We start from the raw sequence: 16,533 nt of genomic DNA, 5'->3' as shown, positions 1-16,533 counted from the left end.
GACAACTGTCGGGGGAATTCGCTCAATAGACCGACGTATGGCTGGTGACGGCCATCACCTCATTGGCCAAGATTGCGATGCAGCCCACAACAGCCCGCAGCGACAAAGGAGGCCGATATGGCCATCATCGACCCGACCAAGACCTGGGCCCCCGTAGAAGAGCGCCTGGCCGTCACCACCAACGAGCGGCACCGTCAGGTGTTGAGCATCGTTCTCGAACACATGAAGGCCGAGGCCGAGCCCGACATGGAACGGCTCATGGCGACTCTGAGCCCCAACCCGGACTACCACTTCTGGTACGCCAATGCCGATATGGGCCCCAAGACCACCGAGGGTGTGCGCGCCTATTACGAGGCCTTCGTGGCCAGCGGTGCCAACCACCTCGTTTTCGAGATCGATCGCCTCGCCGTCGACGATGATCTGGTGATGACCGAAGGCTGGATGAAGATGATCTATCCGGGGGCGGCCGCCCAGGCGATCGGCGTCGAGGTCGACGATCCGGACGGCGATTACCTGCTGCTGTTCCGTCAGCTCATCAACTGGCCGATCGACGCCGACGGCCTGATCATCGGTGAGGACGCCTACCAGACCGGCCCGGTCAGCGTGACCAAGCTGGGCCAGGAAGAGTTGCCGCAGAAGTACATCGACCAGAAGCGCGCGGCCGCCGAAGCTCATGCCTGACGCGGTACGGGACTCGATCGCCCAGTTGCTGCTCGACCGGGTCGGCGATCAGCGCCTCGGCCTGCGCACCCGCGACCGTGACTGGACCTGGGACGAGGTGGTCTCGGAGTCCGCCGCACGCGGCGCGCTGGCCCAGTCGCTGCGCGCCGACGGTCCATTTCACATCGGCGTGCTCTTGGACAATGTGCCGGACTTCCTGTTCTGGCTGGGCGGCGCTGCTCTCGTCGGGGCAACGATCGTCGGCATCAACCCGACGCGGGGCGCCGCGGAGATGGCCGCCGAAATCCGCCATGCCGATTGCCAATTGATCGTCACCGACACCGCGGGTGCCGAGCGGCTGCGGAGCCTGGACCTGGGCCTGGAGTTCGACCGGATCCTGGTGATTGACGACCCGGCGTACCAAGACGCGATTTGTGCACGAAAGTCCGCGGTAAGCGCGGAAAACCGTGCACAAATCGCGGCGGCACCGGGGGTTGACGACCAGTCGCTGCTTTTGCTGCTGTTCACCTCGGGCACCACGGGTGCGTCCAAGGCGGTTGTCTGCAGCCAGGGCCGGCTGGCCCGGATCGCCTACGCGGCCGCGGAGAAGTTCGGCCACGTCCGCGAAGACGTGGAGTACTGCTGCATGCCGCTGTTCCACGGCAACGCCATCATGGCGCTGTGGGCGCCGGCGCTGGCGGTCGGAGCGACGGTGTGCCTGACGCCGTCGTTCTCGGCATCCGGATTCCTGCCGGACGTCCGGTATTTCGGTGCGACGTTCTTCACCTACGTGGGCAAGGCGCTCGGCTACCTGATGGCCACCCCCGAACAACCCGACGATGCGGAGAACCCATTGGTGCGCGGTTTCGGCACCGAGGCCTCGCCCGATGACCAGAACGAATTCCGTCGTCGGTTCGGCGCCGAACTGTTCGAGGGCTACGGCTCCAGCGAAGGCGGCGGGGCAGTGGTGCTGGCCCCCGACATGCCGCCGGGCGCGCTCGGCCGGCCTGCGCATCAGGGAGTGGCGATCGTTGACCCCGAATCGCTGAACGACTGTGTGCCGGCGGTTTTCGATGAGCACGGCCGCGTCGTCAATCCCGACGACGCAGTGGGCGAGATCGTCGACAAGTTCGGCACCCGGACGTTCGAGGGCTACTACAAGAACGACGAGGCCAACGCCGAACGCATCCGCAACGGTTGGTACTGGACGGGTGATCTCGGCTACCTCGACGAGGCCGGGTTCATCTACTTCGCCGGCCGGCGCGGCGACTGGATCCGAGTGGACGGCGAGAACACCTCGGCGCTCAACATCGAGCGGATCCTGCGTCGCCATCCCGCGGTGGTGGCAGCCGGCGCGTTCGCGGTCCCCGATCCGCGGTCGGGCGACCAGGTGATGGCCGCGATCGAGGTCGCCGATCCCGATGGTTTCGACGCGGCGGCATTCGTGGACTTCCTGGCGAGCCAGGATGACCTGGGAACCAAGGGAATTCCGAGGTTTCTGCGGGTGTCGAAGAACCTGCCGGTCACCGGGTCCAACAAAGTGCTCAAACGCGAACTGCAGAAGGAGCGTTGGCACACCGATGAGGTGGTGTACCGGTGGGCGGGACGGGGAACGCCCGTGTATCGGGCCATGGGCGACGATGACAAGCAGTCGCTGGACGCCGAGTTCGCGCAGTACGGGAGGCAGCGTTACCTATGAAATGGGCCGACGAATGTGACGTCCTGATCGCCGGGTCCGGTGGTGGCGGCGTGGCCGGTGCCTATACCGCGGCCCGTGAGGGCCTGTCGGTGATCCTGGTGGAGGCCAGCGACAAATTCGGCGGCACCACAGCGTATTCCGGTGGTGGCGGGGTGTGGTTCCCGTGCAACCCGGTGCTCAAGCGGGCCGGCACCGACGACACCATCGAGGATGCGCTGGAGTACTACCACGCCGTCGTCGGCGACCGCACTCCGCGGGAACTGCAGGACACCTATGTCCGAGGCGGCGCCGGGCTGATCGAGTACCTCGAGGCCGACGGCAATCTGAAGTTCGCGCCGATGCCGTGGCCCGACTACTTCGGCAAGGCGCCCAAGGCCCGGACCGACGGCCAACGCCACATCGCGGCCCGGCCCCTCAAGGTGGAGAAGGCCCCGCACCTGCGCGAGCTGGTCCGGGGCCCGCTCGACGCCGACCGGCTCGGCGCCGAGCAGCCCGATGACTACTTCATCGGCGGCCGGGCATTGATCGCCCGGTTCCTGAAAGCCATTGAGCAGTACCCGAATGCGGCGCTTCGGCTCAACACCCCGCTGGTGGAGTTGGTGATCGAGGACGGGACCGTGACCGGCGCGATCGTCGAGGCCGACGGTGAGCGCCGAGCCATCCGGGCCCGGCGCGGCGTGTTGCTCGCCGCAGGCGGATTCGAGGGCAACGACGAGCTGCGCCGTGAACACGGTGTGCCGGGCGTCGCCCGCGACACCATGGGGCCGCCGGCGAACGTGGGCCACGCGCATCAGGCCGCGATGGCCGTCGGGGCCGACGTCGACCTGATGGACCAGGCTTGGTGGTCGCCGGGTCTGACCCACCCGGACGGCCGCTCGGCTTTCGCGCTGTGGTTCACCGGCGGCATCTTCGTCGACCAGAACGGACAGCGGTTCGTCAACGAGTCGGCGGCCTACGACCGCATCGGCCGCGCGATCCTGCCGCGGCTGGCCGACGGCTCGATGACGTTGCCGTACTGGATGATCTACGACGATCGTGAGGGGGAGGTACCTCCGGTCAAGGCCACCAACGTCTCGATGGTCGACCCGCAGCGCTATGTCGACGCCGGGTTGTGGCACACCGCCGACACCCTCGAAGAGCTGGCCGTCAAGATCGGCGTCCCAGCCGAGAACCTGGTCGCCACCGTGGCCCGCTTCAACGGCTTCGTCGCCTCCGGATCGGACGAGGACTTCGGTCGCGGCGACGAGGCATACGACCGGGCCTTCTCCGGCGGTGCGTCACCACTCGTCGAGATCGAGAAGGGCCCGTTCCACGCCGCCGCGTTCGGCATCTCCGACCTGGGCACCAAGGGCGGGTTGCGTACCGATACCGCCGCGCGGGTACTCGACACCGACGGTCAGGTGATCGCCGGTCTGTATGCCGCGGGCAACACCATGGCCGCCCCGAGCGGCACCGCCTATCCGGGCGGCGGAAATCCGATCGGAACCAGCATGCTGTTCAGCCACCTGGCGGTCAAAGACATGTTAGGACGAGAGGTATGAGTGACATCCGGGAAATCGACGCCGGTGCGGAGATGACGCGGTTCGCCCGCGGCTGGCACTGCGTCGGGCTCGCTGAAACATTCCGGGACGGGCAGCCGCACGGCATCGAGGCCTTCGGCACCAAGCTCGTCGTCTATTCCGACTCGGCCGGCGAATTGCACGTGCTCGATTCGTACTGCAGGCACATGGGCGGCGACCTGTCGATGGGGTCGGTCAAGGACGACAACCTGGCCTGCCCGTTCCACGACTGGCGTTGGGGTGGCGACGGAAAATGCAAGCTGGTGCCGTACGCCAAGCGCACTCCGCGGCTGGCGCGCACCCGCAAATGGCACACCTGCGAGGTCAACGGTCAGCTGTTGGTGTGGCATGACGCGGAAGGCTCGACTCCGACCGACGAGCTGATCCCGCCCACCATCGAGGGCTACGAAGACGGTATCTGGTCACCGTGGCAATGGAATTCGATCCTGATCGAGGGGTCGCACTGCCGCGAGATCGTCGACAACAACGTCGACATGGCGCACTTCTTCTACATCCACCACGCCTACCCGACGTACTTCAAGAACGTCATCGAAGGCCACACCGCGAGCCAGTTCATGGAGTCCAAGCCGCGACCGGACTATGCCACCCGAGAACTCTGGGATGGCACCTACTTGCGTTCGGAGGCAACGTATTTCGGCCCGGCGTACATGATCAACTGGCTGCACAACGATCTTGCCCCGGATTTCACCGTCGAGATCGCCCTGATCAACTGCCACTACCCGGTGACGCACAACTCGTTCGTGCTGCAGTGGGGCGTCGCGGTCCAGCGGAATCCCGGCCTGCCCGCGGACAAGGCCGAGAAGCTCGCCGCCACGATGAGCCGGACGTTCGGGGACGGCTTCATGGAAGACGTCGAGATCTGGAAGAACAAGACGCGCATCGACAACCCGCTGCTGACCGAGGAGGACGGCCCGGTCTATCACCATCGCCGGTGGTACGAGCAGTTCTACGTGGACGTCGCCGATGTCGCCCCGGACATGACCGCGCGATTCGAGCAAGAGGTCGACACCACCCACGCCAACGAACTGTGGCACGAGGAGGTCGCGGCCAACCTGGCCAAGCGGTGATCGGTTACCGGTGCGAATAAGCTGACGGCCCATGGATGATCGTCAGCCGAACCGCCCACCGCTCGATGTCACCGCCCTGCGTGCCGGATTGACCGAGCCCTGGCGTCGTCTCGACATCGTCGACGAGACCGGATCCACCAACGCCGACCTGCTGGCCCGGGCCGCCGCCGGTGAGCAGATCGCGGGCTCGGTGTTGCTCGCCGAATTCCAGAACGCCGGGCGCGGCAGGCACGGCAGGCAGTGGTCGGCGCCGGCCCGCTCGCAGTTGGCGTTGTCGGTCGGGGTCGACGCGGCAGGGGTGTCCGCGGACAGTTGGGGATGGCTGCCGCTGGCCACCGGCGTCGCCGTCGTCGATGCCGTGGCCGAGGTCACCGGCGTGCGCGTCGGCCTGAAATGGCCGAACGACGTATTGGTCGGGCCCGGTGGGGGAAAGCTGGCGGGAATCCTCGCCGAGGTGGCATCGCCTGCGCCGGTCGTCGTCGTCGGGCTCGGCCTGAACGTGACGATGACCGCCGACGAGGCGCCGGACCCGCGCGCCACCTCACTGTCCCAGCTCGGTGCCGGCACCGTGGACCGCAACCCGCTGGCCGAGGCGCTGCTGCGGCACCTGGCCGCCCGATTTGCCGGCTGGCGCAGCGCCGATCCGAAGCTGGCCGCCGACTACCGCGAACGCAGCGTCACCATCGGCAGCGGGGTTCGCGCGCTCCTGCCGGGGGACAACACCCTGGTGGGAACGGCCGTCGACGTCGATGAGCTCGGGCGGCTGATCATCGACACCGGGACCGAACGGGTCACGGTGTCGGCCGGTGACATCACGCACCTACGGCCCGATGCGCCGTAGAGTGCTGCCGTGGGCTACCCGGAAAATGTGCTGGCCAACGACGAGCAGGTGGTGCTGCACCGGCATCCGCACTGGAAGCGTCTGATCGGTGCGGTTCTCGTCCTACTGTTGACCACCGCGGCAGCGGCGTTCGTCGCTGCCGTGGTCAACACCATGGACTGGCAGGCGACCGCCAAGAACGTACTGTTCATCGTCACCGGGGCGATCTGGCTCATCGTCATCGGCTGGCTGACGGTGTGGCCGTTCCTGAACTGGTGGACCACGCACTTCGTCATCACCGACCGGCGGGTGATGTTCCGGCACGGCCTGCTGACCCGCTCGGGCATCGACATCCCGCTCGCGCGGATCAACAGCGTCGAGTTCCGCCACGGATTGACCGACCGCATGTTGCGTACCGGCACACTGATCATCGAATCGGCGTCGCAGGATCCCCTGGAATTCCACGACATTCCGCGCGTGGAGCAGGTGCACTCACTGCTGTATCACGAAGTCTTCGACACCCTGGGTTCTGAAGAGTCGCCGAGCTGACGCGCCTTGCCGCGGCGGCCCGGCCGCCGCAGCGGCGTCACGGTGGCGGACTTGCGCTCGGAATGATCCTCGAACGCCTCGACGAAGCCGCCGCCGGTCAGCGTGGATTCCAGCGCCAGATCGGGCTTGTCGACGAACTCGTCGGGGAACACCCAGCGGCGGAACGCCCAGAACCGGAACGCCATCTGCAGCAGATTGCCCAGGATGTAGGCCGAGATGAAGTCTGCGATGTTCTCCACCGTGAGTGAGACCTCGGGAACCCGGAGCCCCAGTACGTAACTGGAGAAGTACAGCGGCAGCATCGACAGCAGCACGCCCACACCGCTGAACGCGAAGAACAGCAGTGCCTCGTGATGACGCTCGCGGCCGCCGCGGTTCTGGAAGCTCCATTCCCGGTTCAGGATGTAGGAGGCGATGACCGCGACGATGCCTGCGATGATCTTGGCGGTGACCGGCTTGGGCTCCAGCACCGTGAGCTTGAGGGTGTAGAAGATCGCCGAATCGATGACAAACGTCGTCGCACCGACGATCGCGAACTTGATCAGTTCGTGATGGCGCTCGGCGTAGGGACGGACGAATCGCGGCAATCGAGCGATTGTCGCATCGGCGAAGGACACAGCTAGGCAGTGTACGTAAATGCGCCGTCCGATGCCGCATCGCTGCGGACGCCCGAGCTTTACCGCAGGTCAATGCGCCGGTCATGGCGAGGACATGAATTCGCGCATGACACCATAGAGGGCGTGCCGACAACTCCCAACAAGCCACCTGTGGTGGCGATGATCGGCGGCGGCCAGCTCGCGCGGATGACGCACCAGGCGGCCATCGCGCTCGGGCAGACCCTGCGGGTGCTCTCCGCCGGGCCGGACGAATCCGCCGCGCAGGTCACCCCCGACGTCGTCATCGGTTCCCACACCGACCTGGCAGCCCTGCGCAAGGCCGCGGCAGGCGCGACGGTGCTGACGTTCGATCACGAGCACGTGCCGACCGAACACTTGGAGACGCTCGTCGCCGAAGGGGTCACGGTCAACCCGCCGCCGCAGGCGCTGGTGCACGCCCAGGACAAGCTGCTCATGCGTCGCAAGCTGCACAGCCTTGGGGCGCCGGTGCCGCGCTTCGCCGAGATCACCTCGGTCTCGGACGTCGAGGAGTTCGTGCGGCAGATCGACGGTCCGGTTGTGATCAAGACCGTGCGCGGCGGCTACGACGGCAAGGGCGTGGTGATGGCCGACGACCTGGCCTCCGCGCGTGAGGTCGTGGCCGGATATCTGGCCGACGGGGTGGCGGTGCTGGCCGAGGAACGGGTTGCGATGCGCCGCGAGCTCGCCGCGCTGGTGGCCCGTTCGCCGTTCGGGCAGGGCGCGGCCTGGCCGGTCGTCGAAACCGTGCAGCGCGACGGCATCTGCGTCGAGGTGTACGCCCCGGCCCCCGGCCTGTCCGACGAACTCGGTTCGGCCGCACAGGAACTGGGCCTGCGAGTGGCCAACGAGCTGGGCGTGGTCGGGGTACTGGCCGTCGAGCTGTTCGAGACGGTCGACGGCACTTTGCTGGTCAACGAGTTGGCCATGCGTCCGCACAACTCCGGGCACTGGACCATGGACGGGGCGGTCACCAGCCAGTTCGAGCAGCATCTGCGCGCGGTGCTGGACTACCCGCTCGGCGACACCGCGGCGATCGCGCCCGCCGCGGTGATGGCCAACGTGCTCGGGGCGCCGCAGACACCGACGATGTCGATGGACGAGCGGATGCACCATCTGTTCGCCCGGATCCCCGACGCGAAGGTGCACCTGTACGGCAAGGGCGAACGGCCCGGACGCAAACTCGGGCACGTCAACATCATCGGCACGGACATGGACGAACTCCGCGAGCGGGCGGTGCGGGCCGCGCACTGGTTGTCACACGGCGAGTGGACCGACGGATGGGATGAACACGGTGACTAGCGAAGCGACGGGCTCGGGCCCCAGGGTCGGACTCATCATGGGGAGCGACAGCGACTGGTCGGTGATGTCCGACGCGGCCGATGCGCTCGCCGAGTTCGAGGTGCCGTTCGAAGTCGGCGTGGTCTCCGCCCACCGCACCCCGCAACGCATGCTCGACTACGCCAAAACCGCCGCGGGCAGGGGAGTCGAGGTGATCATCGCTGGAGCCGGGGGAGCCGCACACCTGCCCGGCATGGTGGCCTCTGCCACCCCGCTTCCCGTGATCGGGGTCCCGGTACCGCTGGCCCGCCTCGACGGCATGGACTCGCTGCTGTCGATCGTGCAGATGCCGGCAGGGGTGCCGGTGGCCACGGTTTCCATTGGCGGAGCACGTAATGCGGGCCTGCTGGCGGTGCGGATCCTGGGCTCGTCCGATCCGGAGCTGCAGGCGCGGATGGCGAAATTCCAGGAAGATCTGGAAGCCATGGTGTTGGCCAAGGACGCGGCCTTGCGCGATCGCCTGCTGGGCGACGGCTGAGTCAGTCCCCGATCAGCTCGCGTATGCGAGGTGTGAGGGACTCGATCGGTTCATCGGTCGACATCACCACAACCGCGGTGCGGCCGCTGCCGCCCCGGTAGATCGGCCAGGTCGCGGCCAGCGCTTCGGCCAGGTCGGCGCGCGGGTTGGTCGCGTCGCCGCGCAGCCATCGGCGCAGCACATGGTTGTGCGCGGCGACGACGGCGTTGGCGAACAGTTCGGCGCGAAGACCGGCAGTCCAGTCCCCGCTCTGCGCGGCCCGCAGGTGTTTGCTGAACAGTCGGACGTACCGCGACACCACGGCCGTTTCGAAGTCGCGTAGGGCAGGCACCGAGCGGGTGAGCCGGTACCGCGTCCGGGCGCGCTCGCCCTCGGCGAGGTAGTTCTCGAACACCGACGTCGTTGCGACTGCGATGACTTCTGCCGGAAGCGCCTCGGCGGGCGCCGCCGACAACCTCTCGTCGGCGCGGCGCAGCAACTCCTCGTGATCGGGAAAGATCAACGCCTCTTTCGATCCGAACTGGCGAAACGCGGTGGTGCGCCCCACCTGCGCCCGTGCCGCGATGTCGTCGACGCTGGTGGCCTCGTACCCACATTCCTCGAACAGTTCGAACGCCGCGCTCACCAGGCGCTCCCGGGTGCTTGGCAGATCGGGCATGAGTGCACCTTTCCTGGGACTGAGTGCCGATGCTATGGTACTGAGTACCAAAAGTAGCAGGGCGATGCACTCGATGTGCAGTCCGCGCAACGATTGATCCAAGAGAGCCAAGAGCTGAGAGCTAGGGAGAAGATCATGGCTGGCTGGGGCGGTAACCCATCTTTCGATTTGTTTCAGTTGCCCGAGGAGCACCAGGAGCTTCGGGCCGCGATCCGGGCGCTGGCGGAGAAGGAAATCGCCCCGCACGCCGCCGATGTCGACGAGAACGCCCGCTTCCCGGAGGAAGCCCTGCAGGCCCTGAATGCCTCGGGTTTCAACGCGATTCACGTGCCTGAGGAGTACGGCGGCCAGGGTGCCGACTCGGTCGCGGCCTGCATCGTGATCGAGGAAGTGGCCCGGGTGGACTGCTCGGCCTCACTGATCCCGGCGGTCAACAAGCTGGGCACCATGGGCCTGATCCTGCGTGGCTCCGATGAGCTGAAGAAGCAGGTACTGCCGTCGCTGGCCTCCGGCGAGGCGATGGCCTCCTACGCGCTCTCCGAGCGTGAGGCCGGCTCGGACGCGGCCGGGATGCGGACCCGCGCCAAGGCGGACGGCGATGACTGGATCCTCAACGGAACCAAGTGCTGGATCACCAACGGCGGCAAGTCGACCTGGTACACGGTGATGGCCGTGACCGATCCCGACAAGGGCGCCAACGGCATCTCGGCCTTCGTGGTGCACAAGGACGACGAGGGCTTCAGCGTCGGCCCCAAGGAGCGCAAGCTCGGCATCAAGGGCAGCCCGACCACCGAGCTGTACTTCGAGAACTGCCGCATCCCGGGCGACCGGATCATCGGTGAGCCGGGAACCGGTTTCAAGACCGCCCTGGCGACGCTGGATCACACCCGCCCGACGATCGGTGCGCAGGCCGTGGGTGTCGCCCAGGGTGCGCTCGATGCGGCGATCGCCTACACCAAGGACCGCAAGCAGTTCGGCACCGCCATCGCCGACTTCCAGGCCGTGCAGTTCATGCTGGCCGACATGGCGATGAAGCTGGAGGCCGCGCGCCTGATGGTCTACCACGCAGCGGCGCGCGCCGAGCGCGGCGAGACCAACCTCGGGTTCATCTCGGCCGCGAGCAAGTGCTTCGCCTCCGACGTGGCCATGGAGGTCACCACCGATGCGGTGCAGCTGTTCGGCGGCGCGGGCTACACGGTCGACTTCCCGGTCGAGCGGATGATGCGTGACGCCAAGATCACCCAGATCTACGAGGGCACCAACCAGATTCAGCGCGTGGTCATGAGCCGCGCCCTGCTCAAGTAATTCCGATGCCCAGTGGCCAGTTAGCGCACGCTTTCATCGAAAAGCTGTGCAATAACTGGCCATTGGGCATTTCCGCGCGAGAAACTAGCCGCGCGTGACCTTCTCCGTCGCACGACGCCGCTCCTGCGCGCCCGCATCGGGATTGGCCACCTGTACGAGTGACGCGCCTGCGGCGAACACCGCGATCAGATTCGTGATCAGTTCGTCGGGGGTGGCCCAGCCTGCGGTCGACAGAATTCGGTCCTTGGCGGTGAAACCCTGTGCGGCCGCGGCACTCCGGGCCGCTTCGAGGAGCTCGGCCACCGATTGCCCGGCGAGCGCCGGACCCGGAACGCGCTCGGGGACGATCTGGTCGCCGTGCACCCGCACCGCCGTGGCGTAGTCGGTGACCCCGATGGGCAGATCCGCGGCCGGCTTGCCGAACGGGTCGAGAGAGAGCACCGCGACCTCACCGCCGGACACCGCGTCGTCGGCCTCGTCGAGCCGGTCCCGGGTGCACAGGGCCATGTCGGCGTCCCCGTCCAGCACCACTTCGGCACCGATCCACCAGATCCCGAACAACACCGCAGCGGTCTGCCAGTGCGCGGGCAGCAGCACCGCCACGCGCGTGCCCGGGCCCGCCCCCATTTCGTCGCGCAACAGGTTGGCGGTCTTGGCGGCCCAGTTGGCCATCGTCACCGTCGACAGCTCGATGCGCTCACCGGTCGCGTCGTCGTAATAGGTGATCCGCGGCCCGGCCGGGTCCGCTGCCATCAACGGATCGAGGACCTCAGCGCTGACTGTGCTCATAGCCCTTGGTTCTACTCGAGGCCGATCAGTTCACACACTTGGGATCGTCCGAACCCGCATTGAGGATCGGCGACGGCGGTGGTGGCGGGCCAGATTCCCCGGTATCGCTGTAGGTGTCGCCGACGGCGGCCGGACCCACCGCGGACGGATCGCTGCCGTCCGACCCCGGCCCGGTGTAGTCCGCGGCCAGCACCACCCGCACCGCGCCGGGCGGCAGCGACGAGTCCTCGTTCACCGGCAATCCGCCGAGATCCTTCGACACGGCCTGCGCGCCGAGGTCGTCGGCCTTGGCGGCCAGCACCTGGCTGGTCACCGGTGGGGCGCCGTCGTGATTGCCCGTGGCGCCGGGCACGAATCCCTTGTTGCTCAACACCTGTGACACCGCAGCGGCCAGGCCGTTGATGTCGGTGCCGTTGACCACCTCGACGGTGGTGTTCTCCGGGGAGTAGCTGAGCTGCTCGGTCTTGCCCGCGTCCTGGTCCTGCAGCAGGCTCGCCACCCATTGGTGGACCTCGTCGGGATCCACCCGGACCACGCTCTGCATGCCGTCGTCGCTCCAGCCGTCCTCACGCAGGATCGGGATGGTGGCGAAGGCCACACTGCCGGCCGCCAGCTTCTGCAGCTGTTCGACGAAATTCATGATGTCCCAGCCGTCGGAGATCACCACCGAGCGCTGGACGGCGTCCTGCAGCCGCCCCAGCGTTCCCGGGCTGGACAGTGTCCTGCTGGAGATCACCTCATGGGCCAGCGACGCCATCACCGACTGCTGGCGGGTCACCCGGTCGAGGTCACCGCGCGGCAGGTCGTGGCGCTGGCGAACGAAGCTCAGCGCCTGCGGGCCGTTGAGCTTCTGCCAGCCGGCGGGAAAATCGGCACCCGAAAGGGGTTCGTAGACAGCATCCTTGAGGCACACGTTGACGCCGCCCAGGGCGTCGGTGATCAGCGCGAAGCCGAGGAGGCCGATTTCGGCGTAGTGGTCGACCGTGACGCCGGTCAGTCCGGCGACCGTCTGGATGAGCTCCTCGCGGGCGGCCTCGGTGGCCTTGGGTTCGGCGACGGCAGGATCCTCGCCCTGGACCTCGACGAGCTGCTTCATCCGGTCGAGCTTGACGTCGCCGAACACACCGTTGATCTTCATCTTTCCCCAGCCCGGCGCTTCGACGTACGAATCGCGGGGGATGGAGATGGCGGTGGCCGACTTCCCGTTGTTGGGGATACGGACCAGGATGATGGTGTCGGTGTTGGTCGAGACGTCGTCTCCGGCGCGCAGCGTCTCCAGCTCCTCGGGCGACAACGGGTTGCCGTGGGCATCGGTACGGCTGTCCATACCGACCAGCAGGATGTCGATGGCGCCGTCCTCACCGCCGCCACCGAGCGCCGCTGAGCTGATGTGGTTGATGCCTGACTCGAAGGAGCGGATCTGGGTCCAGGCCACCCCTGTTCCGAGCACCACGGCTGACGCCGTAGCGACAGCGAGGGAGCGAAGAAGGGGGATACGCACGTGCCCAGGCTACTTGCGGCCCCGACGTGAGCCGGGTAACGCAGACCGGCGTGCCAGACTCGGGCACATGGCGCAACGGATTGTGATCACCGGGGCCGGCGGCATGGTCGGGCGAGTATTGGCTGATCAGGGACGTGGCGAGGGTCGTGATGTGCTGGCCCTGACGTCTGCCGAATGTGATATCACCGACGTCGGCGCGGTCCGGCAACACATCGAACCCGGCGACGTGGTGATCAACTGCGCGGCATACACGCAGGTGGATGCCGCCGAGACCGACCAGGACAGGGCCTACGCCGTCAACGCCACCGGTCCCGGCAACCTCGCCACGGTGTGTGCGCATGCCGGCGCTGACCTGGTGCACATCTCCACCGACTATGTCTTCGGCGCGGCCGCGCAGCGTCGCACCCCCTATGAGGTCGACGACGAGACCGGACCGGTCAACGTCTACGGCCAGAGCAAACTGGCCGGAGAACACGCGGTGCTCGCCGCCAAACCCGACGCTTACGTGGTCCGCACGGCCTGGGTGTACCGCGGCGGCGACGGGGCCGATTTCGTGGCGACCATGCGCCGGCTCGCGGCCGGGGACGGCCCTGTCGATGTGGTCGCCGACCAGATCGGGTCGCCGACCTACACCGGCGACCTGGTGTCGGCCCTGCTGCAGATCGCCGACGGCGGCGTGCGACCCGGCGTGCTGCACGCCGTCAACGCCGGGCCGGCCAGCCGGTTCGACCAGGCACGGGAGACCTTCGCGGCCATCGGTGCCGATCCGCAGCGTGTGCGCCCGGTCGACAGCGGCCACCACCGGCGGCCGGCGCCGCGTCCGGCCTACACGGTGTTGTCGGCGCGACGATCGGCCGAGGCCGGACTGACCCCGCTGCGGGATTGGCGGGAAGCCCTGGTGGCAGCGGTTGGAAAAGAGAGCCCGTCCGGCCCGCTACCCTCTACGCCGTGACTGAGGATGCGGCCCGCCCGCTCGTTGTGGTGACGGTGACGTACTCGCCGGGGCCACACCTGGACCGTTTCCTGGCCTCGCTTGCCCTGGCCACCGACCGGCCGGTGACGGTCATCATGGCCGACAACGGCTCGACCGACGGTGCCCCCGAACAGGCCGAGAAGCGATACGCGAACGTGCGCCTGCTGCGCACCGGCAGCAACCTGGGTTACGGCAGCGCGGTCAACCGCGGTGCCGAACAGATCTCGGATGCGGACTGCCCGGAATTTTTCATCGTCGCCAACCCGGATGTGCAGTGGGGACCCCGCTCGATCGATCTGTTGCTCGAAGCGGCCCGTCGATGGCCACAGGCCGGGGCGCTCGGCCCGTTGGTCCGCGACCCCGACGGTTCGGTGTATCCGTCGGCTCGCCATCAGCCCAGCCTGGTGCGCGGCGGCATGCACGCCGTCGTCGGCCCGTTCTGGAAGTCGAATCCGTGGACCGCGGCGTACCGGCAGGACCGCCAGGAGCCCAGTGAGCGCGAGGTCGGCTGGTTGTCCGGTTCCTGTCTGCTGATGCGCCGCGCGGCGTTCGATGCCGTCGGCGGATTCGACGAGCGCTACTTCATGTATATGGAAGACGTCGACCTCGGCGACCGCATCGCCCGGGCCGGATGGCAGAACATCTACGTGCCGTCGGCCGAGGTGCTGCACCACAAGGGCCATTCCACCGGCCGGGACCCCGCGCGCAACTTGGCCGCCCATCACCGCAGTACCTACACTTTTTTGGCCGATCGATACCCGGCGCTCTGGCAGGCGCCGTTACGGTGGACAATTCGGGGCGCGCTGGCGGCACGTGCGGGCCTGGTGGTCGGTAGTTCTCGACGTAAGCACGTGAAAGGGCGCTGACGTGATCAATCCCGCGGAAGTGGACGCTGTCGTTCTCGTGGGCGGCCGTGGCACCCGGCTCCGGCCGCTGACCCTTTCGGCGCCCAAACCGATGCTGCCGACGGCGGGCGTCCCGTTCCTCACCCATCTGCTGGCACGCATCGCCGAAGCGGGCATCAAGCACGTGGTGATGGGAACCTCGTACAAGGCCGAGGTTTTCGAGGAAGCCTTCGGCGACGGCTCCGATCTCGGGCTCGAGATCGAATACGTCACCGAGACCGAGGCACTCGGCACGGGTGGCGCCATCGCCAACGTCGCCGACCGGCTGCGCTACGACACCGCAATGGTGTTCAACGGCGATGTGCTCTCGGCGGCCAACCTGAGCGCGTTACTCGAGTCGCACGACACCCACCAGGCCGACCTCACGCTGCATCTGGTGCGGGTCAGTGATCCGCGCGCGTTCGGCTGTGTGCCCACCGATGCCGACGGCCGCGTGACGGCGTTCCTGGAGAAGACCCAGGATCCGCCCACCGACCAGATCAATGCCGGCTGCTATGTGTTCAAAAAGCATGTCATCGACCAGATTCCGAAGGGCCGGCCGGTATCGGTCGAACGCGAGGTGTTCCCGGGCCTGCTCACCGACGGACTCAAGGTGTGCGGATACGTCGACACCTCCTACTGGCGCGATATGGGCACACCCGAGGATTTCGTGCGCGGATCGGCCGATCTGGTGCGCGGCATCGCACCGTCACCGGCTCTCAACGGTCAGCGCGGTGAGTCCCTGGTACATGAAGGTGCGGCCGTCGCTCCCGGAGCCTTGGTGATCGGTGGCAGCGTGGTGGGTCGCGGCGCCGAGATCGGTGCGGGCGCACGGCTCGACGGTGCGGTGATCTTCGACGGGGTGCGCGTGGAAGCCGGTGCGGTGATTGAACGTTCGATCGTCGGCTTCGGGGCCCGCATCGGTCCGCGGGCACTGATCCGGGACGGCGTGATCGGCGACGGAGCCGATATCGGTGCCCGTTGCGAACTGTTGCGCGGTGCCAGGGTGTGGCCCGGGGTCACCATCCCCGACGGCGGTATCCGGTACTCGACCGACGTCTAGGGGCTGACGCGCGAAACGGTCCCCGCCAATTGGGTCAACCCGAAGTCGGTGCCCTCCGGCAGCGCGTCGAGCGGCCACCATCGCAGGTCCAGAGACTCGTCGCTGCAGGCGATCTCGGCATCGGCAGGGGCGCGCACCACGAATTGCATGTCGAGGTGGCGGGTCGGCACCCCCAGTGAGCAGGTCACCGGGTGCACGTGCAGTGCGGCCAGTTGCGGGTCGATGGTCAACCCGGCGATTCCGGACTCTTCGGTGGCCTCGCGCAGTGCGGCGGCCCGAATATCGGAATCCGTTTCCTCACAGTGCCCGCCGAGCTGCAGCCAGCGGCCGAAGCGCGGGTGCAGGGTGAGCAGTGTCTGTGTCCCGGTGTGGTCGACGACCAGTGCCGAGGCCGTGATGTGGCCGGGTACGCACGCCCGCAGGCAGGCGTCGGCGCGGGCGGCCAGAAAGGACAGCACCGCATGCCGCAGCGTGTCCTGACCGGGATCGGTTGGCTGCCACTGCGTCAGCATCTCCACGGCGGAGGCGTGC

17 protein-coding genes are annotated in these 16,533 nt (G+C 67.4%); 12 read left to right on the top strand and 5 right to left on the bottom strand.

Annotated features, from left to right (window positions below; all coding sequences use genetic code 11):
- Nucleotides 1-117: 117 nt before the first annotated feature.
- From G6N57_RS27960 to G6N57_RS27935, 6 genes are read left to right on the top strand one after another with little or no spacing between them, the layout of a single operon-like run.
- The gene (locus tag G6N57_RS27960) at nt 118-681 is read left to right on the top strand and encodes a nuclear transport factor 2 family protein (protein WP_077743482.1); all 564 of its coding nucleotides are present in this window, start codon (nt 118-120) and stop codon (nt 679-681) included.
- Nucleotides 674-2,359, top strand: a complete 1,686-nt coding sequence (locus tag G6N57_RS27955) for a steroid-22-oyl-CoA synthetase (RefSeq protein ID WP_077743483.1) — start codon at nt 674-676, stop codon at nt 2,357-2,359. The genes G6N57_RS27960 and G6N57_RS27955 overlap by 8 nt, the downstream gene beginning before the upstream one ends.
- Nucleotides 2,356-3,900, top strand: coding sequence for an FAD-binding protein (locus G6N57_RS27950; RefSeq protein WP_077743484.1), 1,545 nt, complete (start codon nt 2,356-2,358; stop codon nt 3,898-3,900). Before G6N57_RS27955 ends, G6N57_RS27950 begins: the two co-directional genes overlap by 4 nt.
- Entirely contained in the window at nt 3,897-5,006 is a 1,110-nt protein-coding gene (locus G6N57_RS27945; RefSeq protein WP_077743485.1) for a 3-ketosteroid-9-alpha-monooxygenase, oxygenase component, read from the top strand. Before G6N57_RS27950 ends, G6N57_RS27945 begins: the two co-directional genes overlap by 4 nt.
- 31 nt (nt 5,007-5,037) lie before the next feature.
- Nucleotides 5,038-5,847: a biotin--[acetyl-CoA-carboxylase] ligase gene (locus tag G6N57_RS27940; RefSeq protein WP_077743486.1), complete on the top strand. Its 810-nt coding sequence runs from the start codon at nt 5,038-5,040 to the stop codon at nt 5,845-5,847.
- Nucleotides 5,848-5,856: 9 nt separating this feature from the next.
- Nucleotides 5,857-6,375: a PH domain-containing protein gene (locus tag G6N57_RS27935; protein WP_077743487.1), complete on the top strand. Its 519-nt coding sequence runs from the start codon at nt 5,857-5,859 to the stop codon at nt 6,373-6,375.
- Here G6N57_RS27935 and G6N57_RS27930 read toward each other — a convergent pair.
- Nucleotides 6,330-6,992, bottom strand: coding sequence for a GtrA family protein (locus G6N57_RS27930; RefSeq protein WP_077743488.1), 663 nt, complete (start codon nt 6,990-6,992; stop codon nt 6,330-6,332). The genes G6N57_RS27935 and G6N57_RS27930 overlap by 46 nt on opposite strands.
- Nucleotides 6,993-7,151: 159 nt before the next feature.
- Here G6N57_RS27930 and G6N57_RS27925 point away from each other — a divergent pair, with 159 nt between their 5' ends.
- Together G6N57_RS27925 and purE are read left to right on the top strand one after the other, a co-directional pair.
- Nucleotides 7,152-8,312 (top strand): 5-(carboxyamino)imidazole ribonucleotide synthase, encoded by a 1,161-nt coding sequence (locus G6N57_RS27925; protein ID WP_234815820.1) that lies wholly within the window; start codon nt 7,152-7,154, stop codon nt 8,310-8,312.
- 37 nt (nt 8,313-8,349) lie between these two features.
- On the top strand, nt 8,350-8,829 hold the full coding sequence (gene purE / locus G6N57_RS27920; protein WP_077743490.1) for a 5-(carboxyamino)imidazole ribonucleotide mutase: 480 nt from the start codon (nt 8,350-8,352) through the stop codon (nt 8,827-8,829).
- Between the two features lies 1 nt (nt 8,830).
- Here purE and G6N57_RS27915 read toward each other — a convergent pair whose 3' ends face one another.
- Nucleotides 8,831-9,487, bottom strand: coding sequence for a TetR/AcrR family transcriptional regulator (locus G6N57_RS27915; protein ID WP_077743491.1), 657 nt, complete (start codon nt 9,485-9,487; stop codon nt 8,831-8,833).
- A gap of 135 nt (nt 9,488-9,622) precedes the next feature.
- On the opposite strand from G6N57_RS27915, the gene G6N57_RS27910 reads away from it, so the two are divergent.
- On the top strand, nt 9,623-10,792 hold the full coding sequence (locus G6N57_RS27910; protein WP_036440270.1) for an acyl-CoA dehydrogenase: 1,170 nt from the start codon (nt 9,623-9,625) through the stop codon (nt 10,790-10,792).
- An 84-nt stretch (nt 10,793-10,876) separates the two neighbouring features.
- Here G6N57_RS27910 and G6N57_RS27905 read toward each other — a convergent pair whose 3' ends face one another.
- Both G6N57_RS27905 and G6N57_RS27900 read right to left on the bottom strand, forming a co-directional pair.
- Entirely contained in the window at nt 10,877-11,581 is a 705-nt protein-coding gene (locus G6N57_RS27905; RefSeq protein WP_077743492.1) for a TIGR03089 family protein, read from the bottom strand.
- A gap of 25 nt (nt 11,582-11,606) precedes the next feature.
- Nucleotides 11,607-13,082 (bottom strand): LCP family protein, encoded by a 1,476-nt coding sequence (locus G6N57_RS27900; protein ID WP_097926349.1) that lies wholly within the window; start codon nt 13,080-13,082, stop codon nt 11,607-11,609.
- Nucleotides 13,083-13,149: 67 nt separating this feature from the next.
- Between G6N57_RS27900 and rfbD the strand changes: the two genes are divergently transcribed.
- The 3 genes from rfbD to manB are packed head-to-tail and all read left to right on the top strand — an operon-like array spanning nt 13,150 to nt 16,002.
- Nucleotides 13,150-14,034 carry a dTDP-4-dehydrorhamnose reductase gene (gene rfbD, locus G6N57_RS27895; protein WP_077743493.1) on the top strand — a complete coding sequence of 295 codons (885 nt, stop codon included), beginning with the start codon at nt 13,150-13,152 and terminating at the stop codon, nt 14,032-14,034.
- Complete coding sequence (locus tag G6N57_RS27890; protein ID WP_077743494.1) at nt 14,031-14,921, top strand: glycosyltransferase family 2 protein; 891 nt, start codon at nt 14,031-14,033, stop codon at nt 14,919-14,921. The genes rfbD and G6N57_RS27890 overlap by 4 nt, the downstream gene beginning before the upstream one ends.
- A gap of 1 nt (nt 14,922) precedes the next feature.
- Nucleotides 14,923-16,002, top strand: coding sequence for a mannose-1-phosphate guanylyltransferase ManB (gene manB, locus G6N57_RS27885; protein ID WP_077743495.1), 1,080 nt, complete (start codon nt 14,923-14,925; stop codon nt 16,000-16,002).
- Here the strand turns inward: manB and G6N57_RS27880 are convergent.
- Complete coding sequence (locus G6N57_RS27880) at nt 15,999-16,514, bottom strand: NUDIX hydrolase (RefSeq protein WP_077743589.1); 516 nt, start codon at nt 16,512-16,514, stop codon at nt 15,999-16,001. The two genes, manB and G6N57_RS27880, sit on opposite strands and share 4 nt — an antisense overlap.
- Between the last annotated feature and the right edge of the window lie 19 nt (nt 16,515-16,533).

This window comes from Mycolicibacterium boenickei, from assembly GCF_010731295.1.
Lineage (GTDB): Bacteria > Actinomycetota > Actinomycetes > Mycobacteriales > Mycobacteriaceae > Mycobacterium > Mycobacterium boenickei.
Note: the sequence above shows the minus strand (reverse complement) of the source record. Positions and strands in the feature narration are given on the sequence as shown.

What these genes read in the sequence shown, in the direction of transcription:
- G6N57_RS27910 (WP_036440270.1), top strand. Translation starts at nt 9,623, where the DNA reads ATGGCTGGCTGGGGCGGTAACCCATCTTTCGATTTGTTTCAGTTGCCC.
- G6N57_RS27880 (WP_077743589.1), bottom strand. Translation starts at nt 16,514, where the DNA reads ATGCTGACGCAGTGGCAGCCAACCGATCCCGGTCAGGACACGCTGCGG.
- G6N57_RS27940 (WP_077743486.1), top strand. Translation starts at nt 5,038, where the DNA reads ATGGATGATCGTCAGCCGAACCGCCCACCGCTCGATGTCACCGCCCTG.
- G6N57_RS27905 (WP_077743492.1), bottom strand. Translation starts at nt 11,581, where the DNA reads ATGAGCACAGTCAGCGCTGAGGTCCTCGATCCGTTGATGGCAGCGGAC.
- G6N57_RS27925 (WP_234815820.1), top strand. Translation starts at nt 7,152, where the DNA reads ATGATCGGCGGCGGCCAGCTCGCGCGGATGACGCACCAGGCGGCCATC.
- G6N57_RS27950 (WP_077743484.1), top strand. Translation starts at nt 2,356, where the DNA reads ATGAAATGGGCCGACGAATGTGACGTCCTGATCGCCGGGTCCGGTGGT.
- G6N57_RS27945 (WP_077743485.1), top strand. Translation starts at nt 3,897, where the DNA reads ATGAGTGACATCCGGGAAATCGACGCCGGTGCGGAGATGACGCGGTTC.
- rfbD (WP_077743493.1), top strand. Translation starts at nt 13,150, where the DNA reads ATGGCGCAACGGATTGTGATCACCGGGGCCGGCGGCATGGTCGGGCGA.
- G6N57_RS27955 (WP_077743483.1), top strand. Translation starts at nt 674, where the DNA reads ATGCCTGACGCGGTACGGGACTCGATCGCCCAGTTGCTGCTCGACCGG.
- G6N57_RS27960 (WP_077743482.1), top strand. Translation starts at nt 118, where the DNA reads ATGGCCATCATCGACCCGACCAAGACCTGGGCCCCCGTAGAAGAGCGC.
- purE (WP_077743490.1), top strand. Translation starts at nt 8,350, where the DNA reads ATGGGGAGCGACAGCGACTGGTCGGTGATGTCCGACGCGGCCGATGCG.
- G6N57_RS27915 (WP_077743491.1), bottom strand. Translation starts at nt 9,487, where the DNA reads ATGCCCGATCTGCCAAGCACCCGGGAGCGCCTGGTGAGCGCGGCGTTC.